We start from the raw sequence: 22,590 nt of genomic DNA on the forward strand, positions 1-22,590 counted from the left end.
TGTCAATTAAAAGCCTAACATTTAAACCCCAAAGGACCAAAATTTTGGAGGAGTATTTAATTACGTCTAAAACCAGCCAATTTAAGTTGATACAAAAAGGTAAACAGTGAGTGTTGCTAGCTACTAAAACGTAGTTTTGCGACACTTACTTCTTATAAAAGGTATTTTCTAATCATAATATGTCGATAAAAAATATACCCAAAATTGTAGGTGTTTGTTATAAAAGAAAGAATGGTAATGTTATAAAGCAACTGGACAGAATTTTCTGGTATTGAAAGGATAGGTTTATGAATTATTACGCTCACTCAGATAAAGAAAAGGATAAGAACCAGTGGCATTTACTTAGGGATCATTTGCAAGGAACAGGTGTAACTGCCAGCACCTTTGCCAAATCATTCGGTGGAGAAACAATTGCCCATGTTGCTGGTCTTCTGCATGATCTGGGAAAGTATTCGCCTGAGTTTCAGAAGCGTCTGGAAGGCCATAGCATTAAGGTTGATCATTCTACGGCAGGTGCAATTGAGGGGGGAAAACGGTATGGTCTGATAGGTAAAATTTTGGCCTATATTATAGCGGGACATCATAGTGGTCTACCTGACTGGGGCAGTGTAGCAGACGAAACCTCCTTAGAAGCCAGACTAAAAAAGAAATTATATGATTACATGAGTTTTTCTAAAGAAATAAATTTACCTGTAGAAAAGGATATTACAATGCCCGCCATAAGGCCAATAGTAGGTGCAGGTTTTAGTGTTCAGTTTCTTACAAGACTATTGTATGCGTGCTTGGTTGATGCAGATTTCCTTGATACAGAAAGGGCCTTGAATCCAGAGAAGGCTGCTGCCCGTGTTAAAAAGTATTCGCTCAAAAAACTATCGAATAATCTGGAACAGTATCTCAATAATCTGTGTACGAAAGCTTCAGATACTGCAATTAACAGGAAACGGTATAAAATTCTTGCCAACTGCAGGGAGAAAGCAGAATGCGAACCGGGTTTGTTTACACTTACAGTCCCCACAGGTGGTGGAAAGACACTGTCTTCCTTGAGTTTTGCCCTAAGACATGCCATAAGATATGAAAAGGAAAGAATATTTTACGTGATACCCTTTACCAGCATTATCGAGCAAAATGCTATGGTTTTTAAAAGGGTGATCGGCGAGGAAAATGTGCTTGAACACCACAGTAATTTTGCATATCCGCAAGAAGACCAGTGGGAGATGGAAAATGATTTAGCGGACAAACTAGCACAACAAAAACTAGCCACCGAAAACTGGGATATGCCTGTTATCGCCACAACCAATGTGCAATTTTTTGAATCTCTTTTTGCAGCTAAGAGTTCAAGATGTCGTAAAATACATAATTTAGCTAACAGCGTAATTATCATTGATGAGGCACAAATGATACCAACGGGCTTCCTAAAACCATGCCTAAATGCGGTGGTAGAACTGGTTGCTAATTATCATGCAACAATAGTTTTGTGTACCGCAACACAGCCAGCTATTAACAAATTTCTTCCTAAAGAGATAGTTCCAGTTGAAATAATCGATAACCCGGAAGAGTTATACAAAGCTTTTAAAAGAGTGCAGGTGCATAACATAGGAACAGTATCCGATGTAGAATTAGTTGAAAAGTTGGTCAGCCAAGACCAAGTATTATGCATAGTGAATTCAAAAAAACATGCCCGTATCTTGTATGAAGGGATTCGTGGCGATGGCACCTTTCATCTGAGCACAAGGATGTGTCCGGTTCACCGAACAAAAGTGTTGGAAATGGTGAAGGAAAGACTTAAAGAAGGACAAGTGTGTCGCGTTATCTCAACGCAATTGATTGAGGCAGGGGTAGATATTGACTTTCCTGTAGTTTATCGGAGTATGGCAGGGATCGACTCAATTGCCCAGTCAGCAGGACGCTGCAACAGAGAGGGATTGCGCGAGATGGGACAAGTATATGTGTTTTGGCCTGAGAAGCACGGTATGCCAAGGGGGTGGCTGAACCGAACAGCTTCCTTGGGTAGTATGGTTTTTAAAAGGTATGAAGATCCCCTGGGTTTGGAAGGGGTAAAAGCGTATTTCACTTCTTTATATGATGTTGATGCTGCTGAATTGGATAAGAAATGTATTATGGAGGACATCCGGGAGCAAGAGAGGCAGTTGAGGTTTCCTTTCAGGACCATTGCAGAGAAATTTAAACTAATGAATGACAACACCAGTACAATTGTGATTCCTTGGGATAAATATTGCCAGAAAACTCTGGCAGAAGCAGAAAGTAATCTCTTTTCCGGTTCATACGCCAGGAAATTACAGAGGTATGGGGTTGCGGTATATGAGAAGGAATTCAGGGAACTCCTTGAATTTGGCGCTTTGGAAGTAGTGGGTGGGAGGTTTTACGTACTAAAAGAGGATATGTTTGACGCTTATTACAGCCAGGAAACAGGGCTTAAGCCCTTCACAGAAAGCATGTTTCTGAATGATACACTAATTATTTAAGGAAAGGGGGAATTGCCATGGGTTATGGTATCCGGCTTTTGGTTTGGGGAGAATTTGCATGCTTCACAAGGCCGGAAATGAAGGTGGAAAGAGTCAGTTATGATGTCATGACTCCTTCTGCCGCCAGAGGCATATTGGAGTCCATTCACTGGAAACCATCCATAGTCTGGAAGATAGACAAAATCCATGTACTAAACGAAATTAGGTTTGACAATGTTCGGCGCAATGAGGTGGGCAGTAAAATCCCGACCGGCAATGTTCGGAAAGCCATGAAGGGGGAGCCTACCCTACTGTGCCAGTATGCCTCAGAAGACCGCCAACAGAGGGCCACCCTTCTTTTACGTAATGTGGCATACGTAATTGTAGCCCATTTTGAAATGACTAGTAAAGCGGGACCCCAGGATTCACCGGAGAAGCACTATGCTATCTTTTCACGGAGGGCCAGGCAGGGGCAGTGCTTCCAGCAGCCCTACTTTGGCTGCAGGGAATTTCCAGCTAAGTTTCGTCTTATAGAAGAGGATGAACCAACCCCTCATTCCCTACATAAGGGAGATAAGGATCTGGGATGGATGCTGCTGGATATAGATCATGAGGATGGAATGAACCCACGGTTCTTTAGGGCTACCATGAAAGACGGGCTAATTGAAGTACCTCCGATGGAAAGGGGGTTGACCGTCCTGTGATTATCAATGCCCTATATCAATACTATGGAACGCTACTAAATGATCAGGATTCCGGGGTAAGCAGGCCCGGGTTTAGTAAAGCAAAGGTGGGCTACTGCTTGGTACTTTCCAGAGAAGGGCAATTGCTGGATATTATTGACCTGCGGGTGGAAAGAAACAAGAAGTTAGTATCAAGAGAAATGGATGTACCGGAGCAGGTAAAAAGAGCATCCGGTGTAGCGGCAAACTTTCTGTGTGATAACTGCACTTATATTTTAGGATTGGGCCAGAAGAACAAGCAAGAAAAGAGAGATAGAATCAAGAAATGTTTTGAGGCTTTCGTCCAGAGGCAAGAGGAAATACTGCAAGGTGTAGAGGATGAAGGAGCCGTAGCACTATTAAAATTTTTGCGGGGTTGGGACATAGCCTCTGCGGTAGAGCACCCTGCGATTATTAGACAGCTTGATGGGTTAGTCGAGGGTAGTAACCTTGTGTTTAAGCTGGAAGGGAACGAAGGCTATATCCATGAACGGAAGACAATCAGGGAGGCGTGGAATAGACATAGGAATGCCCAGGTATCAGATATTAGAATGCAGTGTTTGGTTACAGGAGAAAAAACGGGAATTGCCCGGTTGCATCCGAGCATTAAAGGAGTGACAGGGGCACAACCCAGCGGGGCATCTTTAATATCCTTTAACCTTAACTCTTTTACGTCTTACAGAAAAACCCAGAGCTTCAATGCGCCGGTGGGAGAGGAAGCGGTCTTTGGCTACACAACTGCTTTGAATTACCTGCTGGGGAGTGAGAAACACCGGATTAGAATCGGCGACACTACTACCGTATTTTGGGCAGAAAAATCTACCAACGGACTTGAGGAAGATTTGTTAGGTTTACTTTTTTTCCCGGTTGCTGAGGAAAACGGTAAAAGTGATAAAAAAGACGACCATTCCTTGCGTCAAGCTACAAGGGACCCCCAAACAGTGAAACTACTACATGATATTTTTCGCAGGGTGAAAGAAGGCAAAGCTGTTAGCCAGGAGCTTACAGGGATAAATTTAAACACAAACTTCTACATCTTGGGTTTGGCCCCCAATGCTAGCCGCTTGGCGGTAAGATTTTGGCATGTTGATACTTATGGAAAGCTTATTGCAAAGATAGCGCAACACTACCGTGATATGGCAATGGTCAAAAACTTTGAAAAAAACCCGTACTTCATTCCATTAGGGATGATTTTAAAAGAAACAGCACCACTTAAAGATAGTAAAAGGATTGCACCCTTACTGGGTGGTGTTTTGATGCGGGCCATTCTCTCAGGCACACCCTATCCTATGTCTTTATATAGCTCAATGATATCCCGAATCAGGGCGGATCAGGAAGTTAATTATGTGCGGGCAGCTGTAATAAAAGCTTGCTTGGTTAGACACGAACGTTTTTATAACAAAGGAAACGAGGTGGAATTGACAGTGGCATTAAATGAGCAAAACAGCAACAAGGGTTATTTATTAGGACGTTTATTCTCCTTGCTGGAAAAAGCGCAGGAGGATGCTAACCCGGGCATAAATTCATCTATCAGGGACAGATATTTTGGGTCTGCTTCTGCTACGCCCGGATCGGTTTTTCCAATCCTGTTAAGACTTGCCCAGCACCACATTACAAAAGCGGAATACGGAAGGCATACTGATAAGAGGATAGAAGACGTAATCTCCAGTATTGATGGCTTCCCGGCCTATCTAACCCTTGAGGAGCAGGGACAATTTGTCCTTGGGTATTATCAGCAGCGCCAAGCGTTGTATACAAAAACTGAGAAAAAAGGAGAGCTAAACAATGTTCGAACCAATTAAGAACAGGTATGAGTTTGTATTGTTCTTTGACGTAGAGAATGGAAATCCTAATGGTGATCCTGATGCTGGCAATATGCCTCGTATTGATGCTGAAACTGGATTAGGACTGGTTACTGATGTTTGTCTTAAAAGAAAAATTAGAAACTATGTAGATATAGTAAAAAACGGTATTGAAGGGTTTGATATCTACGTGCGTGAAGGGTCAATATTAAATAACCAGCACATGAAGGCATATAGTGCCCTCGACATTAAGCCGGAATCAAAGAAACTGCCCAAGAATGAAGAGGATGCCAGAAGGGTTAAAGCCTTCATGTGTAAGCACTTTTACGATATCCGTACCTTTGGAGCAGTTATGACTACAGAGGTTAATTGTGGACAGGTGCGTGGCCCAGTACAAATTAACTTTGCTCGCAGCATTGACCCAATTGTTCAACAAGAGGTTACCATTACAAGAATGGCGGTGACATCTGTAAAAGATGCTGAGAAGAAAGATAGGGAAATGGGACGCAAACATATTGTTCCCTATGCATTGTACAGGGCGGAAGGCTATGTTTCTGCCCATTTAGCTGAAAAGTCAGGATTTACTAAGGAAGATCTAGAGTTGCTTTGGCAATCATTGACAAATATGTTTGATCATGATCGGTCGGCAGCCAGAGGTAAGATGGCTACCAGAAAACTAATTATTTTTGAACATGAGACGGCACTAGGAAATGCCTCTGCACATAGTCTGTTTGATATGGTTGAGGTTTCAAGAAAGGATCTAATCCGTCCACCCAGAGCCTATAGCGATTATAAAGTAACGGTTAATATGGCAGCATTACCCGCAGGGATTAAATTAATGGAAAAGTAACATGGAAAAACTTTATGAAGAAGATGATCTATTAGCATTGTCTGGAATTCAGCATTTTGCCTTTTGTGAAAGACAGTGGGGGCTTATTCATGTAGAAAGTCAGTGGGTTGAGAATGTAAAAACAGTTGAAGGGAAAAATATGCATAAAAGAGTTGATGACCCCTATTTTACGGAAACGCGTGGTGACGTAAAGATTGTGAGGTCAGTTCCTCTTATGTCCAAAACCCTTGGTCTGTATGGTGTGGCAGATGTAATTGAAATTCAGCAACATGATGACAACTTCGGTATCGTAAATTACAGCATTGTTGAATATAAACGAGGAAAGCCCAAAGCAGATGACAGGGACCAGGTTCAATTGTGTGCTCAGGCCCTTTGCCTTGAAGAAATGCTCGCCATTACTATTAATTATGGATACCTTTTCTATGGTGAGACGAAACACAGATACAGAGTTGAGTTTAATAATTGTTTAAGGACTAGAGTTCAAGAACTTGCGCAAAGAATGCATCTACTGTTTGAAAAAGGGCAAACTCCACCAGCAGTATATAATAAGAAATGTAAAAATTGTTCCTTGTTTGACATATGTGTTCCAGAACTCTCCAAGGTAAACAAAAGAACACAAAAATATCTAAGCCGAGTGTTTGATGATATGAGGATTGAATAGTCGGGGGAGCACAGACATGAGAAAAATGTTGAATGTTCTTTATATAACAAATCCTGAGGCTTATTTGGCAAAAGATGGGGAAAACCTTGTGGTAAGAGTTCAGGATGAAGAAATTTTCAGAACTCCTATTCACTATCTGGAGGGTATAGTTACCTTTGGTTATATGGGTGCAAGCCCCGCTTTACTGGGAATGTGTGTTGAGAAAGGGGTTACGGTATCTTTTTTAACTGCCCATGGTAAGCATCAGGCTACAGTACATGGAACTCCCAAGGGCAATGTGCTATTGAGAAGAAAACAGTACCGTCTGGCTGATTCTGAAAGTGAATCTGCAAAGCTGGCTTCAATGTTTATTATCGGGAAAATTGCTAACTGCAGGACGGTACTCCGCCGTTTTATGAGTGATTACGGAGATAAGGTTCAAATTGAAGAAGTTGATCGTGTCTCTAAAATAATGGCTCGTAATGTATTGAGGCTAGGCAAAGAACTATTGCTTGATGAAGTGAGAGGAATTGAAGGCGAATCAGCACAAATGTATTTTTCTGTATTTGACCAACTAATTATATGTCATAAGGACCACTTTTTTATGAAAGGAAGAAATCGCAGACCGCCATTGGACAACATGAACGCATTGTTGTCATTCCTATATAGTCTACTTTTGCATGAGACCCGATCCGCTCTAGAAACTGTTGGATTAGATCCATATGTTGGTTTTTTACACCGTGACCGACCGGGTAGGACCGGGTTGGCCCTAGACCTTATGGAAGAATTTCGGCCGTACTTGGTAGACAGATTAGCATTAAGTTTAATTAATAGACGGCAAGTCACAGGAGATGGATTTTTGAAAAAGGAATCGGGTGGAGTTATTATGAAGGAGAATGTTCGAAAAATCGTGATAGAAGCCTGGCAAAAAAGAAAGAGAGAAGAAATAACCCATCCATTTCTGGAAAAAAAGATATATGTTGGTTTATTGCCCTATGCGCAAGCCCTATTGTTAGCTAGACATTTAAGGGGAGACTTAGATCGATATCCTCCGTTTGTATGGAAGTAAGAAGGAGACTTACAAATATTATGATGATGTTGATTACTTATGATGTAAATACTACAACCGATGCAGGTAAAAAAAGGCTGCGTCGAGTTGCCAAACAGTGTATTAATTATGGCCAACGAGTGCAAAACTCTGTATTTGAGTGCTTATTAGATCCAGCGCAGTTTGCAGAATTGAAAAATACTCTTGAAGAAATAATTGATAAGGAAAAAGATAGTCTTAGGTACTATTATCTTGGTAGTAACTGGAAAAAAAGGATTAAACACGTTGGTGCTAAAGAGATTTTTGACCCTGAAGGGACTATGATAATCTAAAGTGCGAATTCTAAGTAAACATGAAAAACTAGGTGTATCGCAAGTCCTAGTTTATAAGGGATTGTACACAAAACTGCCGTAAGATTAAGGGTAAAAAAAACAAGATAAATGTAGGTTCGCGAAAACAGGTATTTTAACCCTTAATAAATAAGGTTTTACGGCGAATGCTGTCGCCCCTCACGCAGGGGCGTGGATTGAAACGCATTAATTACCCCCCTTTGTCCAAACTGTGATACGTCGCCCCTCACGCAGGGGCGTGGATTGAAACAATAATAGCCCTGGTTACCTAGAAGCAATAAGGCGTCGCCCCTCACGCAGGGGCGTGGATTGAAACACCGCCTCATTGTCAGTGGTTATTATGCAATGTAGTCGCCCCTCACGCAGGGGCGTGGATTGAAACGTTAATGGCATGGTTCTATGCTGGCCTACAGGGGTCGCCCCTCACGCAGGGGCGTGGATTGAAACAGAAGATAATTTGTTCAATATGCTTGCTGATAAAGTCGCCCCTCACGCAGGGGCGTGGATTGAAACTATCTATAGAATTTTTAATATGTTCTTTTAACTGTCGCCCCTCACGCAGGGGCGTGGATTGAAACATTTAGTAAACCATTTTCAAGAATATATAAAGCAGTCGCCCCTCACGCAGGGGCGTGGATTGAAACACTTTGGATTGCTTTGAATTGCTAGGTTTTTTGAAGTCGCCCCTCACGCAGGGGCGTGGATTGAAACTCCATTGTTCTATTTCTGTATCCTGGAAAATTTGTCGCCCCTCACGCAGGGGCGTGGATTGAAACTCCATTGTTCTATTTCTGTATCCTGGAAAATTTGTCGCCCCTCACGCAGGGGCGTGGATTGAAACAGTAAACACTAAGACAAACAAAGTATATTATATGTCGCCCCTCACGCAGGGGCGTGGATTGAAACACATACAATCACACCACAGACAAATTTAAAACGCGTCGCCCCTCACGCAGGGGCGTGGATTGAAACTGCGGCAAGAAGTGCCTTTTCAACTGCATTATCAAGTCGCCCCTCACGCAGGGGCGTGGATTGAAACGGAAAGAGGGCATTAATGAGCCGGTCGAAGTCCCGTCGCCCCTCACGCAGGGGCGTGGATTGAAACGTTAATGAACCTGAACTCGAAAATTGGGACGGTAGTCGCCCCTCACGCAGGGGCGTGGATTGAAACAAAAATTACCGGACAGACAACAGATTAAATACGGTCGCCCCTCACGCAGGGGCGTGGATTGAAACTGAAGTTGATGCGTTATCAAGTTGCTGCTTTGATAAGTCGCCCCTCACGCAGGGGCGTGGATTGAAACTAGCTCCGTTCATGTCGTACCATTTATTGTTGTGGTATGTCGCCCCTCACGCAGGGGCGTGGATTGAAACTAGCTACAATTTTAAGCATCATCTTCCTGTGTTCAATGTCGCCCCTCACGCAGGGGCGTGGATTGAAACTCATTGATGCCGTCACCTCTGACATAATGCAACGTCGCCCCTCACGCAGGGGCGTGGATTGAAACTGAGAAAAAAGGTTACCTTAAAAAAATGATACCGTCGCCCCTCACGCAGGGGCGTGGATTGAAACTGTACTTCGGCAGGGCATACATTACCCCTTCCTCTGGTCGCCCCTCACGCAGGGGCGTGGATTGAAACATTTTTGTAGCGACAATAATAATCAATTATCAGAGTCGCCCCTCACGCAGGGGCGTGGATTGAAACATACCGGCCCTGGGTGTCAGGAGAAGCGGGAAGAGATGTCGCCCCTCACGCAGGGGCGTGGATTGAAACAATGGTACTGCTACTATTTGGTAGGTAGCACTCGTCGCCCCTCACGCAGGGGCGTGGATTGAAACAATAATTGCTATGCCTGAGTAAATTCCATGTACGTCGCCCCTCACGCAGGGGCGTGGATTGAAACTTCGTAACCAGACCGGGCATATCCGGTCTGGTTAAGTCGCCCCTCACGCAGGGGCGTGGATTGAAACTGCTTGTGACATTGTTCTTATCCTCCGTAGTTCGTCGTCGCCCCTCACGCAGGGGCGTGGATTGAAACATTTTGTTCTTTTGTTGTAATCTCCTGTACTTTTGTCGCCCCTCACGCAGGGGCGTGGATTGAAACTTTTTCCAAACGCTTTAATTCTACTTCCGCCTCCGTCGCCCCTCACGCAGGGGCGTGGATTGAAACATTGCACTTTGATATGGTTCTGTAGAATCTTTCATGTCGCCCCTCACGCAGGGGCGTGGATTGAAACATCTAAAAGTGATTGTTACTATATTTTATCTGCGTCGCCCCTCACGCAGGGGCGTGGATTGAAACAAATTTTACTATATCACCTTTAAATTCTCCTGTGCGTCGCCCCTCACGCAGGGGCGTGGATTGAAACTGAAGAAGATGGATTATGTGTGATTAGACAAGATAGTCGCCCCTCACGCAGGGGCGTGGATTGAAACCATGTGAAATACATTATGGACTTACATATGAAGATGTCGCCCCTCACGCAGGGGCGTGGATTGAAACCGAAAGAGCATTGGAAATACATTGAATTAGGGTAGTCGCCCCTCACGCAGGGGCGTGGATTGAAACACGTAACTAAAGTTTTTACCATACCATTATTTCACGTCGCCCCTCACGCAGGGGCGTGGATTGAAACTGATTCGCTCAATACATGACATAACTGCACATGACGTCGCCCCTCACGCAGGGGCGTGGATTGAAACAATTAGATCCGGAGGAAATACCGCAAAGTGCGCACCCGTCGCCCCTCACGCAGGGGCGTGGATTGAAACAGCTTTCATTAAATCTTTAATACTAGGCTCTATGTCGCCCCTCACGCAGGGGCGTGGATTGAAACATATTCGGTTTGATCTAGTTCTGTTGCTATGTCGTCGCCCCACACGCAGGGGCGTGGATTGAAACCTCGAAAAAGTCTTAATTCTACGGTGTTGCGATTGGTCGCCCCTCACGCAGGGGCGTGGATTGAAACATCGACTTCAAGCTCAACGCCTAAAAATATATTTGTCGCCCCTCACGCAGGGGCGTGGATTGAAACATTGTCATAGCATAATTCATTGCAGTGACTACATGGTCGCCCCTCACGCAGGGGCGTGGATTGAAACTTATCTGTGAATACTGTCAAGAAATTACTTTAGTGTCGCCCCTCACGCAGGGGCGTGGATTGAAACTTCTTCCAACAGGATATTATTCCATTGCTTATCTTTAGGTCGCCCCTCACGCAGGGGCGTGGATTGAAACATTATGTACTATAGTAATTTGCCCTCTTTGGCTCCCGTCGCCCCTCACGCAGGGGCGTGGATTGAAACACTATAACAGATAACAGTCATAACCTACATAACAGTCGCCCCTCACGCAGGGGCGTGGATTGAAACCCTAGACTGCAATACTATACATACCACTTGACAGGTCGCCCCTCACGCAGGGGCGTGGATTGAAACTGATTACTATTATCAACGAGTAAAAAATTTACGTCGCCCCTCACGCAGGGGCGTGGATTGAAACGGTGATGGTGCTATCTTCGTTTGTGACTATGTGATGTCGCCCCTCACGCAGGGGCGTGGATTGAAACATATTCGCCCGCGATACCGGCCCCTTTCACTGTAGTCGCCCCTCACGCAGGGGCGTGGATTGAAACGAAATACCAGGTACATTAGACTGCAAGTCAAACTGTCGCCCCTCACTGTCAATTCTCAAATTAAATCATCCAGGATTCTTAAATTAAAAACTCTCTGTTTTATATAGTCCTATCAAAAATTATTAAATTGTAATGGCAATAATTAGTCTGTTTATCAAATTAAAATAGATTCGTTCCTCTAGGAATATAAAAAACGCCGGGATGATAAAACCACCACAGCGTCTCCAAAGATTGAGTCTGTTCAAATATTAAGTTCATTTTGGGCCTGGTAAACTACCTCTTCATCAATTTGCCTTAACTTTTTGTAATAAGCGTAAAGCAGACAATTAGTAACTAAATTGTTAATTAACCGTGGTAAGCCTTTTGTTGTGGCATAGATAGCGTCAATTGCTGAATCGGTGAAAATCTCTTCGATTAACCCTGCTTGCTTTAATCGGCTGGTGCAATAATCTCTAATTTCTTCAGGTTTTAACCCCTGCATAATATGTTTCACTACCAAACGTTGCCTTAGTGGGTTATTGATGTTGAGTGATAACTTAGATCGAATTAAAGGTTGTCCTGCTAAGACAAGAATAAAGGGATTTTGCGAGTCCATTTTAAAGTTAAAAATGAGCCTTAAATCCTCTAACAACTTGTTTGAAGCTAAATGTATTTCATCTAAGATAATTACCGGCGTAATCCGGCGTTCATAGTACATAGAATTGATAGCGCCCTGAATTTGACGGAAAATAGCTACCTTTTTGTGTTTAGGTTGCTCACCAAGTTCTAAGGCAAGTCCCTGATAAAATTCCAACACAGTAACAGTCGCCAAAGAAAAATAACAATGCTTGTAGAGAGCTGGGTTTAACTCATTAACAAATTTTCTCAAAGCTGTTGATTTGCCAGCACCTGGTTCACCTGCAACTAACCCGATTCCACGGGTACTTTGCAAATATTTTAACCTCGATTCTAGTTCCAATAAGTCTTGGCTAATAAATAATTTGTCCGCCGGTACTTCTTTAGAAAAAGGGTTAAATTTAAGTCCAAAGAATTGTGTAAACATTAGCGATCACCTACTTCTCTTGACGATTGTTTAAGTTGGTCATCAATTTGAGCATAAGAAATACTAGGAGTTGCTTTCTGTTCCGACGTTTCAACCGATTCCAGTAACTCCTGTGATGACTGAGATTGCCGACCTCGACCCTTTCTTTTAGCCCTAGCATTGTCAAAAAAATTTACTTGTCTGGCCTCACCAACTTTCATACCATCCCGGTATAATAAAATTGGTTGGTTTGAATTAGCTAACCAATCTGGGTCGTACCGTACCTCTAGTCGTGAATTGGCTAAGCTTTGCTCCGTTTCATAAAGAATAGATTCAACAGACAGGGTCGCATCATGATTAACTTTTCTGGTAACGCGCAATAAAAAATGCTCCTCTAATAATTGGGGGTTGGCTAAAAAATTAATATTATGGACTTGAGCCATAAAAAAATCTAATGGACTCATATTTAAAGCACTATGGGTCTTGCACTGATAATCTTCCTCCAGCCATTGCCAAAAATATAAATTTAGTTGGTCTAAACTTTTTAATTTAGTGGGGTCTAATCTAGATAAAAAGCGTTGCCTCACAGTATGAAAAAACCTTTCAATTTTACCCTTAGACGTAGGGGTGAAAGGTTCTGTATGAATTAACGAGCAACCTAATCCAGCACAAAGCATATTTAGTTGATCACTACGATAAACTTTTCCGTTATCTGTATAGATCATTTTGGGAATTCCTCGTTTTAGAACAGCCTCTTTCAAAGCTACTCGAAGAGCTACGAAGTTTTGAAAAAAGAAGAATTGTGCATGTGTTATCAACCTGGAGGCATCATCGATAAATGCGATTAGGTAGGCTTGTTTCTTTGATTTACCTATACTAATATATGGACCAAACATAATATCAGTTTGCCATAATTCATTAATTCTTTGGTGAGAAAAACGTTTAAGTTCCTTCTCACCAGGGTTTTCTGGATCTTTACCTGCAGCCAGTTCAGGATTAGCGACCAGAAAACGGTAAAAAGTCGCTCGTGACAACTTTTCCGGAAGAATAACTTTATCTTTAACTAACTCTTCATAGAGCAGTGCGCTAGTAATCCGTGGCATTTGGCTTCTTTTCTTACGAATTTCATCAGCAATCTCTAGGCTTACCTTTCGGCTTTTACCCTTATCCGATCGGTAACCTGGCTTTAATGAGTCTAATCCCCCACGACGATAATCACTTAACCAACACATAAGAGTTTTTGGGGAATACATCCTGAATCCATAATAGGGCATATCAATGGGCTTAACACATATAGTTTCGAAATAATCCTTTTGGTTTTTAACCTGGCCATTTAGTACTGGACTAATCAAAGAAAATTTCTTAAGAGCAATACTTTCCCTATCTTTGGCTGTGAGCATAACAAAATACACCTCCACCTGTGTGTTAACTGTCAGAGGAGGTCTAACCGGTTAAACTTCTCCCACAAACTGCATAATACCACCGAGCAATAGCCTTTCCTACGCAAAAGTTGTGTTTTTGCCTTCTCCACCAAAATTTAAGTTTAAAACTACTTTCAGTAGGTTAAGCTAATTTGCGAGAAGCCATAAAAGTGTTATTGGATTGTGTGAAAAACCTTGTGGAGAAGGCCTGGATTTGACCGAATCCAGTTTTCACAATAATTAACACCTTTCGGGCTTCTTTTTTTATGTCATCTTCCTTTGGAAGAATTACCTGAGGCATCATTTGACGTAGTACTGCTTTGATAAATTTAAGGTTAGCTTTAAATCTACGGCGGTAAAATTGCAGATGTTGTCTTTGCCACTGTAACCTTGATGTTAATACTTTTAAAAGAGGAATTAGGTTTAAATAATGCCACAGTAGAGCCAAGAAGATCGTTACCAAGGAATACTGAAAGTATGGTAAGCAAAATGACGGCAGATAGGAAAAAGTATGGCCACAATACTTACAATAATATCGACGAATTAAGATGCGACCATTAAAACCAAGGGTTATTACATTGCGAATGTAGTATCCGTGAGGCCTGGGAGGTACAGGGATTTTGCAATCTGGATGTAAGCAAGTATATGGCTTCGGAAAGGAATATTCATAACCACATTGATAGTATTGTTTTGGTGTGGTCTTAGAATCAAAAATAAGTTGCATGATGATAATCACCTCGCAACTCAAAATACCCAATTAGGACTAAAATTATATGAGAAAAAATACTCAAATTAATTTAGTGCTTAAGCTATTCGCAGATTAGTTAATCTGATAATTATTGAGCCTATATAGCTAGATTAAATTGCTAATCTACAGTATGGTAGAAAGATTTTCAACGTCGCCCCTCACGCAGGGGCGTGGATTGAAACAGCTTTGGACACTCCTATACCAACACCTTCTGGCGTCGCCCCTCACGCAGGGGCGTGGATTGAAACCGAGCTGTCACAGAAGAAGTGGACGATAAAAACTGGGGTGTTCCCGATTAAATAGACACGCGGAACTGCGACTTTTAAGCTGAATCACAGCATTACACCATTTCCCTTGGGGGCCTGCCCCCAAACCCCCGCCCTCGCCGGGAGGCAGGGAGTCCAGGCTTATGCCTGGCCCTTTTACAATAGGGTATTCCGAATTAGCCTGTACAAGGGTAAAGGCTTCGCCCCTGCTACTGCCGGCCCTTGACAGGCGCAAAAGCTATGCTGCTAACTGTTTAGTTAGATATAGTTCGTACTCACAAGGGGACATATAGCCCAAACTTGCATGCAGCCTGATCCGATTATAAAGGACTTCTACATACTCAAATATCGCTTGTCTGGCTTCCTACCTGGTCTTGAAACGTGATAAATGGATAAGCTCATTTTTTAAGGTGCTAAAAAATGATTCTGCACAGGCGTTATCGTAACAGTTGCCTTTTCGGCTCATACTTGCAATAAAGCCGTACTTTTTTAAAAGTGACTGGTATGCATGGCTTGCATATTGGCTACCCTGGTCTGAATGATGGATAACTCCTTTAGGCGGCCTAGCCCGGCGAACAGCTTGCTTAAGAGCGTTGATGACCAATCCTTTAGTCATTGTGCTATCCATAGACCAACCGACAATCTTTTTATGACACAAGTCGATTATAGCTGCAAAGTAAAGCCAACCTTCATCAGTAGGAACATAAGTTATGTCTGATACCCACACCTTATTCGGTTGGTTTACCTTAAAGTTCTGGTTTAATAAATTTTCGGCCACTGGATAATTATGCTTGGAATTGGTAGTAGCCTTAAACCGGCGCGGTCTTTTAGAACTTATTCCGTTTTCCTTCATGAGCTTATATACCCGGTTATGACCACATTTTATCTTCTTTTTGTTGTTTAGTTCCTTAGTGATCTTCCTGACCCCGTATAGACCCCGGGATTTTCTATGGATGTCCTTGATCTGTTCCAACAATTTTTCATTAGCCTTTTTACGTTTACTTTTTGGCCTTTTACGCCAGCTATAATAACCGCTTCTTGACACTTCAAGCACTTGGCACATCTTCTCCACCCTGAATTCGAAGCGGTGTGCATCTATAAATTGATATCTTATTTCCGGTGGTTTGCGAAGATGGCCGCTGCCTTTTTTAAAATAGCATTTTCTTGCTCTAAATCGGCAACACGGCGTTTTAATTGCCGAATTATCTCGTCTTCGGGTCTTAGCCGTCCGCTCCCCGGAAATGCATTCTCATTATCTTTTTTATAATCTGAAACCCATTTATAAAGGGTTTTTTCATGTACGCCGAGGTCTAATGCTACGCTAGGAACACTGCGCCCTTTTTCCACAATCAATTTTACAGCTTCTAACTTAAATTCTTTGTTGTATTTTCTGCCATTGTTACTCATTTCGTGGCACCTCCGATGGTTTAATTTTATCTCAGTTCGGAGTGTTCATCAAACCGGGTACGGGGCACCGCCGCCTGCGGTCGAGCGAAGCGAAGATTCTTGACTTCATGTGCTAGACTGAATAGACCCGACCGAGGTAACCAGATTTTAGCGTATATCCGTCGGTCGGGTAATTTTAAATTAGCACATGGAGTCAAGAACGGTGGCCAGGTTACTACCAGACCACTGCACATAATCAATATCTTAATGAAATATTAAGCAATTCTATGAAACAGGAAGCAATACTTGTGTTTTATGTGTCTATTTAACGGGGGACGCCGCACTCACGAAACAGTGTCCAGAAAACTGAGAATGCCTCAATTAAGTTTATTTTGTTTTTTCAGATTACGGGAGGTCTATACTACCAATAAGCTATAAATATATAGAAATATTTTTATAATCAGCAGGAGATTTGAATGGCAATTAGAAAATACTATGTAAATAGGGAATAAGTCCTAAATTTAGAGGTTATTCTTTACATAAGTTAATATTTGCTACAATAAATAACCAAGAAGGTGATTATACACTTGACTAGTAATTTTCAGTTTTCCTCACGTCCGTCAGAACCTATCCGGAAGGCTGAACTATCAATCCGGTTATCAGAGTTTGAAATCCCTCCCATGAGGGATGTTTTATTGGTAGGAAAGAAAGCACCCATTGGACCGGAGGCTGTACGTCATATGGTTGATGCGCTATCTCCAGATCAATATGAGATAATCCGTATGGATCATCCTTTATTTGAAGCTGCCGTGATAAAGAAATCGATGCTGAAATTAATGCCACAGGAAAAGTTACTGCCGATACTTCTGGAAGAAGGGGAACGTGTGTCATCGGATAGCTCGTTGTTAAAGGCTCAAATCAATATTGAGATCCAAGTAACCAGAGGAGTAGAATTGTAATGAATTGTGTGGAACAAATCATGATAAGAGAACTAATTACTATTTCCCCGTTCGATTCTGTCGGACGGGTTGTTAATGTAATGGAAAAACACAAAATAGGTGGTTTGCCGGTCCTGGAAAATAAACGTCTGGTGGGAATTATAACATCTCGGGATGTGAGAAAGGCTCATCCAAATCGATTGGTAGCAGATGCAATGAGCAGAGAGGTTGTAACCGTTATGCCTCAATTTTCTCTTTGGCAGGCTAAGGAACTGATGGAAAATCACTGTATCGAGCGGTTAGTGGTGTTAAAAGAAGATTATCCAGTTGGTCTGATCACAAAGTCGGGTCTTATAACGGAGCTGGGAAAATATACTGATGCGCTAACAGGTTTGCCTAGGGCGGAGTTCTTATATGATAAGGCCCTGGAATTCTTACGGAAAGGGCAAGAGATTGCTATCATTTTTTTAGATCTGGATGACTTTGGCTTTATAGATAAACAATTTGGCCATGTGGTAGGGGATGAAATCCTACGTCAGATGGCTCAAGTATTAAAGGGTACAACTCAAGATAAGCTGGATTATCTATGTCGCTATGCGGGAGACGAATTTGCCATTGTAACAATAAGACCTTGGGAGGATGCCCAAAGGCTGGCACAGGGGATTGTTGAAGCCATTTCTCTGGAAAAATGGCCCCAGTTAATTAATGTTAAGGGGTCAGCGGGGGTTGTGGGAAGTCAGATCATGTGTTGCCATTCAATTAATAGGGAAGCAGATGTGATATCTGACCTCTTCAATATGGCCAGCTTGGCTTCGACGAAAGCCAAAAAGGAAGAAGGCTCCATTGTAATTGCAGGACAAGTTAAGTTATAAGCAAGGGAACATCAATGAATTACCTCTATTAAATTGAGTCATTAATATAGTTATGAAGGGAATTCCATTTAGGTCTATCCCTTGAAATATAACAAGGGAGCAGTTGTTGATGGGAAGTTGACGGCGGATACCAAATAAAGGTAAAATAAGAGCAACTCTATTACGACATCACATTAAAAATGGGGGAGACCATGTTAGCAAAGCTTTATCCTAAGCTGTTCGTACCCTCTTTATTTGATATCAACCTGTCAGACTTAAAGAGAGCAGGCATAAAGGCCATACTATTTGATATTGATAATACGTTAATTCCCTGGGATCGAAAGGATTTGGATCCCAAAATTGAAAAGTGGTTTCGCAGCCTTGGTCAAGAGGGCTTCAAACTGTGTTTTGTATCCAATAACGATGAAAGAAGGGTTATAGCCTTAACTTCTTTATTACAGGTACCCGGTGTTCATAAGGCTGCAAAACCCCGTCGTAAAGGTTTACGCAGAGCTCTTAGAATTTTGGGGACCGATATTCATGAAACTGCTCTGGTTGGGGATCAAGTTTTTACAGATGTTCTAGCTGGCAATCGGCTGGGCTTGTATACAATCCTAGTGGCTCCATTGGCCGGCAAGGAATTTATCGGAACAAGAATAAATAGAAAATTAGAGAAGTTAGTTTTAAGACGCATTAAAAAAAGGTATTTGAAATAACGCTTGGTCAGGGGCCAAGCTTTTCTTACATCCGGGAGGGAATTTAATGGGACATTGTAGAATAAATGGAAAGACCCAAGTGTGTGGTTTGTTTGGTTTTCCGGTGGAACACTCCTTTTCTCCGGCTATGCATAATGCAGCTTTTCAGCAATTAGATTTGAATTGGACCTATGTTCCCTTTCGTGTTCACCCGGATAACCTTAAACAAGCAGTTACAGGAATCTTTTCATTAAATATGGCTGGTGTCAATGTTACGGTACCCCATAAACAGAGGGTTATGCCTTTTTTAGATGAACTGGAGCCGGCTGCTCGAATCATTGGGGCAGTTAATACCATTGTTAACAACAATGGTAAACTTGTGGGCTACAATACCGACGGCAAAGGTTTTGTTCGAGCATTAACCGAAGAGGCTCGTTTTAACCCCCTAGGAAAAAGTGCAATTCTTATTGGCGCAGGGGGAGCTGCCCGGGCCGTTGCAGTACAACTGGCCCTTTCTGGACTACGAACCATTTACATAACCAACCGTAATCAAGAAAAAGCTGAAGAGTTGGCCAGAGATATCCTTGAATCCACTGACACCAGTGCCAGCATGATACCCTGGGGGAATAACCTCTTAGGGAAACGGATGGTTGAAGTAGACTTGGTGGTACAGGCCACGCCCCTTGGTATGAGCCCGGAAGTGGATCAAGTGCCGGAGTTTCCCTTTCAGATGTTAACTCCTCAACACCTTGTTTGTGATTTAATCTATAATCCGGAACAAACATGCTTTCTTAGAAGAGCAAAGAGCAGGGGCAGCAAAACCATGAATGGTTTGGCAATGCTGCTCTATCAGGGAGTTTTAGCCTTTGAATTATGGACAGGTTTTACGGCGCCGGTGGATGTTATGAGGAATGTGTTGCATAAGCAAGTTGCTAAAGGTTAGGAGTGATTGCATGTTACGTTTTCTTACCGCAGGGGAGTCCCACGGACCTGCCCTCACAGCCATTGTGGAGGGCATGGTGGCCGGGCTACCCGTCACTCATGAATATATAAATACCCAACTGGCCAGAAGGCAAGGGGGTTATGGTAGGGGTGGCCGGATGAAAATTGAAAAGGATGAGGTTCAGTTTTTATCTGGCATACGAGGTGGATATACCACCGGAAGCCCCATAACTTTGCAAATTGCCAACAGGGATTGGCAGAATTGGTGTCATATTATGGCTTCTGGACCGGATGCCCTGCTGGATGAAAGGGTGGTTACCCGACCTAGGCCGGGTCATGCAGATTTACCCGGTGCCATAAAATATGATCATTCAGACATACGCAATATATTGGAACGTTCCAGTGCAAGGGAAACAGCTGCCCGAGTAGCTGTGGGTTCTATGGCCCGTTGTCTACTGGAGGAACTGGATATTAAGCTCGTGGGGTTTGTGTGTAGTATTGGTTCCATAAAAGCCAGTGTGGCAGAAAACCTGTCCATTGAGGATCTAGTGGCAAGAACCCAATCTTCACAGCTTTTTTGCCCAGATGAACAGGCAGAAGAAGCTATGGTTAAGGAAATTGATCAAGCAAAGGAAACGGGTGATTCCCTGGGAGGCGTTTTTGAAGTAAGGGTCTATGGAGTACCGGTGGGATTGGGGAGTCATGTTCAGTGGGATCGTAAACTGGACAGCCGATTGGCCGGTGCAATGATGGGAATTCAAGCTATAAAAGGTGTAGAAATAGGTCTAGGTTTTGGTGCTGCAGCGGTTCCTGGTTCTCAGGTACACGATGAGATCTACTATGCTGCTCAAAGAGGATTTTATAGAGGGTCTAATCGCGCAGGCGGAATTGAAGGAGGTATCACCAATGGTGAGCCGCTTATTCTAAGAGCAGCTATGAAACCCATACCAACCCTATATAAACCTTTGCGCAGTGTGGATATAAAAAATAAAGAACCTTACTTAGCATCAGTCGAAAGATCTGATGTATGTGCAGTTCCTGCTGCCTGTGTGGTGGGAGAAGCCGTGGTGGCATGGGAACTGGCTGTTGCCTTGATGGAAAAATTTGGTGGAGATAGCCTTGGGGAAATCAAAGCAAGACTAAACCAGTGGCAGCAATGGGTTAGGCAGGTGTAAGATGAAGAACATTGTACTAGTTGGTTTTATGGGTTCCGGCAAAAGTTCCATCGGTCATCGTCTGGCAAGAAAATTAGGGTATCAGTTTGTGGATACAGACTATGCCATCGAGGAAGTTACTGGACTCACAGTGGAACAAATCTTTGCTAAACATGGCATTAAACGCTTTCGAGGTGAAGAGGTTTTACTGGTAAGTAAGTTGGCAGATAAAGAAGGAGTTGTCATTGCCACCGGCGGTGGCTTAGTTCTGAATTCGCAAAACGTAGAAAAGCTTCAGCAGAATGGCATATTTATTTGTCTGCAGGCCTCCCCGGAAACCATCTGCAAGAGAGTAAAAAACAAAAGAACACGTCCATTACTGGCCAGGGGTAATCTGAAAGAAAAGGTTATAAAACTGCTGCAGGAACGAAAAGATGCCTATGACATGGCAGATTTGACAATTAGTACCGATCATTTAGAACCAGATGATATTGTTAAAATCATCTATAAGTTTCTTTTGGAGAGGGGAGTCATTCATGGGAACCATTCAGGTTGACTTAGGTAACCGCAGTTATCCTATTTATATAGCAAGCGCTATTCTAGATAAGATAGGCACCTATTTGTCAGAACAACCTCTGGGTAAAAAGGTTCTGCTGGTTACGGATCAGCAAGTGGCCCCTCTTTATGCACCAAGGGTAATCGAGTCCTTAAAGAATGCGGGTTTTAAGGTGGCTGTTGCAGAGATACCAGCAGGAGAACCATCCAAAACCCTGGAGCAGGCTAGTAGGTTATATGATTTAGCCTTTGACCATGCCTTAGATCGCCAATCTTCTGTCATTGCCCTAGGGGGAGGTGTTGTAGGAGACTTGGCAGGTTTTGTAGCAGCTACCTATATGAGGGGCGTACCCTTTATTCAAATACCCACTACCCTGCTGGCTCAGGTGGATAGCAGTGTGGGGGGGAAGGTAGCGGTTAATCACTCCCGGGGGAAAAATATGATTGGCGCCTTTTACCAACCTCAAATGGTAATGATTGATGTGGCTACCTTACAGACGTTACCCGAGCGTGAACTAAAGGCGGGTTTAGCAGAAGTTATTAAGTACGGAGTGATTTGGGATGGCAGCTTTTTTACTTGGCTGGAGAAAAACTACTCCCGAATACTTAATTTAGACACTACGGCATTGGAACAGGTGGCCGAAACCTGCTGTAAAATTAAAGCCTCTGTGGTTGAACAAGACGAAAGGGAACAAGGTTGCCGGGCAATTCTAAATTACGGTCATACAGTGGGGCATGCCATTGAATCTCTGAGTGGTTATGGTACTTACTTACATGGTGAAGCGGTGGCCATGGGCATGATCAGCGCGGCCCGCTTGGCTCTTAACGAAGGAATTCTTTCCCAACAAGATTTTGAGAGAATCTACCGTTTGATTTCTGCAGTGGGATTGCCTACGGAGTTGCCCCGGGGCTTGGGACCACAGGACATAATAGATTCTATGTATCATGATAAAAAGACCGTTCTAGGTAAACTGGTTTTTGTTTTGCCCCGCAGCCTTGGTCAGGTGGATATATTCAAGGATGTAAAAGAGGCTGATATCTTAGCTGTCCTTAGTCAGTAAACAGTGGGATACTGTTAAACTAGATTTTATTGCAGGGTGA

20 protein-coding genes, 1 pseudogene and 1 CRISPR repeat array are annotated in these 22,590 nt (G+C 42.9%); of the genes and pseudogenes, 14 read left to right on the forward strand and 7 right to left on the reverse strand.

The genetic code is table 11. The annotated features are described in order from the left end of the window. The first annotated feature begins 287 nt into the window (after nt 1-287). From DRED_RS05440 to cas2, 7 genes are read left to right on the forward strand one after another with little or no spacing between them, the layout of a single operon-like run. Nucleotides 288-2,483, forward strand: a complete 2,196-nt coding sequence (locus DRED_RS05440; RefSeq protein WP_011877366.1) for a CRISPR-associated helicase/endonuclease Cas3 — start codon at nt 288-290, stop codon at nt 2,481-2,483. A gap of 17 nt (nt 2,484-2,500) precedes the next feature. Next, nucleotides 2,501-3,166, forward strand: a complete 666-nt coding sequence (gene cas5c / locus DRED_RS05445) for a type I-C CRISPR-associated protein Cas5c (protein ID WP_011877367.1) — start codon at nt 2,501-2,503, stop codon at nt 3,164-3,166. Beyond that, nucleotides 3,163-4,986 (forward strand): type I-C CRISPR-associated protein Cas8c/Csd1, encoded by a 1,824-nt coding sequence (cas8c, locus tag DRED_RS05450; protein WP_011877368.1) that lies wholly within the window; start codon nt 3,163-3,165, stop codon nt 4,984-4,986. The genes cas5c and cas8c overlap by 4 nt, the downstream gene beginning before the upstream one ends. Beyond that, complete coding sequence (gene cas7c, locus DRED_RS05455; RefSeq protein WP_011877369.1) at nt 4,970-5,836, forward strand: type I-C CRISPR-associated protein Cas7/Csd2; 867 nt, start codon at nt 4,970-4,972, stop codon at nt 5,834-5,836. Before cas8c ends, cas7c begins: the two co-directional genes overlap by 17 nt. Nucleotide 5,837: 1 nt before the next feature. Beyond that, entirely contained in the window at nt 5,838-6,497 is a 660-nt protein-coding gene (gene cas4, locus DRED_RS05460) for a CRISPR-associated protein Cas4 (protein ID WP_011877370.1), read from the forward strand. A gap of 16 nt (nt 6,498-6,513) precedes the next feature. After that, nucleotides 6,514-7,545, forward strand: coding sequence for a type I-C CRISPR-associated endonuclease Cas1c (cas1c, locus tag DRED_RS05465; protein WP_011877371.1), 1,032 nt, complete (start codon nt 6,514-6,516; stop codon nt 7,543-7,545). Between the two features lie 20 nt (nt 7,546-7,565). After that, nucleotides 7,566-7,856, forward strand: a complete 291-nt coding sequence (gene cas2, locus DRED_RS05470; RefSeq protein ID WP_041274487.1) for a CRISPR-associated endonuclease Cas2 — start codon at nt 7,566-7,568, stop codon at nt 7,854-7,856. A 169-nt stretch (nt 7,857-8,025) separates the two neighbouring features. Beyond that, nucleotides 8,026-11,512: a CRISPR direct-repeat array (repeat unit 32 nt; unit sequence GTCGCCCCTCACGCAGGGGCGTGGATTGAAAC). A 241-nt stretch (nt 11,513-11,753) separates the two neighbouring features. On the opposite strand, the gene DRED_RS05475 is transcribed toward cas2, so the two are convergent. The 7 genes and pseudogenes from DRED_RS05475 to DRED_RS19250 all read right to left on the reverse strand — a co-directional run bounded on the left by DRED_RS05475 (nt 11,754) and on the right by DRED_RS19250 (nt 16,375). Continuing rightward, nucleotides 11,754-12,554 carry an ExeA family protein gene (locus tag DRED_RS05475; protein ID WP_011876914.1) on the reverse strand — a complete coding sequence of 267 codons (801 nt, stop codon included), beginning with the start codon at nt 12,552-12,554 and terminating at the stop codon, nt 11,754-11,756. Continuing rightward, on the reverse strand, nt 12,554-13,933 hold the full coding sequence (locus tag DRED_RS05480; protein ID WP_011877373.1) for an IS481 family transposase: 1,380 nt from the start codon (nt 13,931-13,933) through the stop codon (nt 12,554-12,556). The genes DRED_RS05475 and DRED_RS05480 overlap by 1 nt, the downstream gene beginning before the upstream one ends. 163 nt (nt 13,934-14,096) lie before the next feature. Further along, nucleotides 14,097-14,402 (reverse strand): hypothetical protein, encoded by a 306-nt coding sequence (locus tag DRED_RS19235; RefSeq protein WP_238442640.1) that lies wholly within the window; start codon nt 14,400-14,402, stop codon nt 14,097-14,099. Nucleotides 14,403-14,417: 15 nt separating this feature from the next. Beyond that, nucleotides 14,418-14,678: pseudogene (locus DRED_RS19240) on the reverse strand (DUF6431 domain-containing protein); the annotation flags it as partial. A gap of 528 nt (nt 14,679-15,206) precedes the next feature. Further along, nucleotides 15,207-15,317, reverse strand: coding sequence for an IS3 family transposase (locus DRED_RS19245; RefSeq protein WP_238442607.1), 111 nt, complete (start codon nt 15,315-15,317; stop codon nt 15,207-15,209). A 15-nt stretch (nt 15,318-15,332) separates the two neighbouring features. Continuing rightward, on the reverse strand, nt 15,333-16,163 hold the full coding sequence (locus DRED_RS05495; protein WP_238442608.1) for an IS3 family transposase: 831 nt from the start codon (nt 16,161-16,163) through the stop codon (nt 15,333-15,335). After that, nucleotides 16,079-16,375, reverse strand: coding sequence for an IS3 family transposase (locus DRED_RS19250; protein WP_011877376.1), 297 nt, complete (start codon nt 16,373-16,375; stop codon nt 16,079-16,081). Before DRED_RS19250 ends, DRED_RS05495 begins: the two co-directional genes overlap by 85 nt. A 566-nt stretch (nt 16,376-16,941) precedes the next feature. On the opposite strand from DRED_RS19250, the gene DRED_RS05505 reads away from it, so the two are divergent. From DRED_RS05505 to aroB, 7 genes are all read left to right on the forward strand, one after another. Next, the gene (locus DRED_RS05505; protein WP_011877377.1) at nt 16,942-17,313 is read left to right on the forward strand and encodes a hypothetical protein; all 372 of its coding nucleotides are present in this window, start codon (nt 16,942-16,944) and stop codon (nt 17,311-17,313) included. Next, nucleotides 17,313-18,164, forward strand: a complete 852-nt coding sequence (locus tag DRED_RS05510; protein WP_011877378.1) for a CBS domain-containing protein — start codon at nt 17,313-17,315, stop codon at nt 18,162-18,164. The genes DRED_RS05505 and DRED_RS05510 overlap by 1 nt, the downstream gene beginning before the upstream one ends. A gap of 191 nt (nt 18,165-18,355) precedes the next feature. After that, complete coding sequence (locus DRED_RS05515; RefSeq protein WP_011877379.1) at nt 18,356-18,859, forward strand: YqeG family HAD IIIA-type phosphatase; 504 nt, start codon at nt 18,356-18,358, stop codon at nt 18,857-18,859. Between the two features lie 46 nt (nt 18,860-18,905). Next, nucleotides 18,906-19,781 carry a shikimate dehydrogenase gene (gene aroE, locus DRED_RS05520; RefSeq protein WP_011877380.1) on the forward strand — a complete coding sequence of 292 codons (876 nt, stop codon included), beginning with the start codon at nt 18,906-18,908 and terminating at the stop codon, nt 19,779-19,781. 10 nt (nt 19,782-19,791) lie between these two features. Then, nucleotides 19,792-20,955, forward strand: coding sequence for a chorismate synthase (gene aroC, locus DRED_RS05525; protein ID WP_011877381.1), 1,164 nt, complete (start codon nt 19,792-19,794; stop codon nt 20,953-20,955). Nucleotide 20,956: 1 nt separating this feature from the next. Next, nucleotides 20,957-21,490: a shikimate kinase gene (locus DRED_RS05530; RefSeq protein ID WP_011877382.1), complete on the forward strand. Its 534-nt coding sequence runs from the start codon at nt 20,957-20,959 to the stop codon at nt 21,488-21,490. Continuing rightward, the gene (gene aroB / locus DRED_RS05535; RefSeq protein WP_011877383.1) at nt 21,471-22,550 is read left to right on the forward strand and encodes a 3-dehydroquinate synthase; all 1,080 of its coding nucleotides are present in this window, start codon (nt 21,471-21,473) and stop codon (nt 22,548-22,550) included. The genes DRED_RS05530 and aroB overlap by 20 nt, the downstream gene beginning before the upstream one ends. Nucleotides 22,551-22,590: the final 40 nt, after the last annotated feature.

The organism is Desulforamulus reducens MI-1 (genome assembly GCF_000016165.1).
GTDB lineage: Bacteria > Bacillota > Desulfotomaculia > Desulfotomaculales > Desulfotomaculaceae > Desulfotomaculum > Desulfotomaculum reducens.

Bases quoted from the DNA above. Each gene is read 5' to 3' on its own strand.
- DRED_RS05440 (WP_011877366.1), top strand. From the start codon at position 288: ATGAATTATTACGCTCACTCAGATAAAGAAAAGGATAAGAACCAGTGG.
- cas5c (WP_011877367.1), top strand. From the start codon at position 2,501: ATGGGTTATGGTATCCGGCTTTTGGTTTGGGGAGAATTTGCATGCTTC.
- cas7c (WP_011877369.1), top strand. From the start codon at position 4,970: ATGTTCGAACCAATTAAGAACAGGTATGAGTTTGTATTGTTCTTTGAC.
- cas4 (WP_011877370.1), top strand. From the start codon at position 5,838: ATGGAAAAACTTTATGAAGAAGATGATCTATTAGCATTGTCTGGAATT.
- cas1c (WP_011877371.1), top strand. From the start codon at position 6,514: ATGAGAAAAATGTTGAATGTTCTTTATATAACAAATCCTGAGGCTTAT.
- cas2 (WP_041274487.1), top strand. From the start codon at position 7,566: ATGATGATGTTGATTACTTATGATGTAAATACTACAACCGATGCAGGT.
- DRED_RS05475 (WP_011876914.1), bottom strand. From the start codon at position 12,554: ATGTTTACACAATTCTTTGGACTTAAATTTAACCCTTTTTCTAAAGAA.
- DRED_RS05480 (WP_011877373.1), bottom strand. From the start codon at position 13,933: ATGCTCACAGCCAAAGATAGGGAAAGTATTGCTCTTAAGAAATTTTCT.
- DRED_RS19250 (WP_011877376.1), bottom strand. From the start codon at position 16,375: ATGAGTAACAATGGCAGAAAATACAACAAAGAATTTAAGTTAGAAGCT.
- DRED_RS05510 (WP_011877378.1), top strand. From the start codon at position 17,313: ATGAATTGTGTGGAACAAATCATGATAAGAGAACTAATTACTATTTCC.
- DRED_RS05515 (WP_011877379.1), top strand. From the start codon at position 18,356: ATGTTAGCAAAGCTTTATCCTAAGCTGTTCGTACCCTCTTTATTTGAT.
- aroE (WP_011877380.1), top strand. From the start codon at position 18,906: ATGGGACATTGTAGAATAAATGGAAAGACCCAAGTGTGTGGTTTGTTT.
- aroC (WP_011877381.1), top strand. From the start codon at position 19,792: ATGTTACGTTTTCTTACCGCAGGGGAGTCCCACGGACCTGCCCTCACA.
- DRED_RS05530 (WP_011877382.1), top strand. From the start codon at position 20,957: ATGAAGAACATTGTACTAGTTGGTTTTATGGGTTCCGGCAAAAGTTCC.
- aroB (WP_011877383.1), top strand. From the start codon at position 21,471: ATGGGAACCATTCAGGTTGACTTAGGTAACCGCAGTTATCCTATTTAT.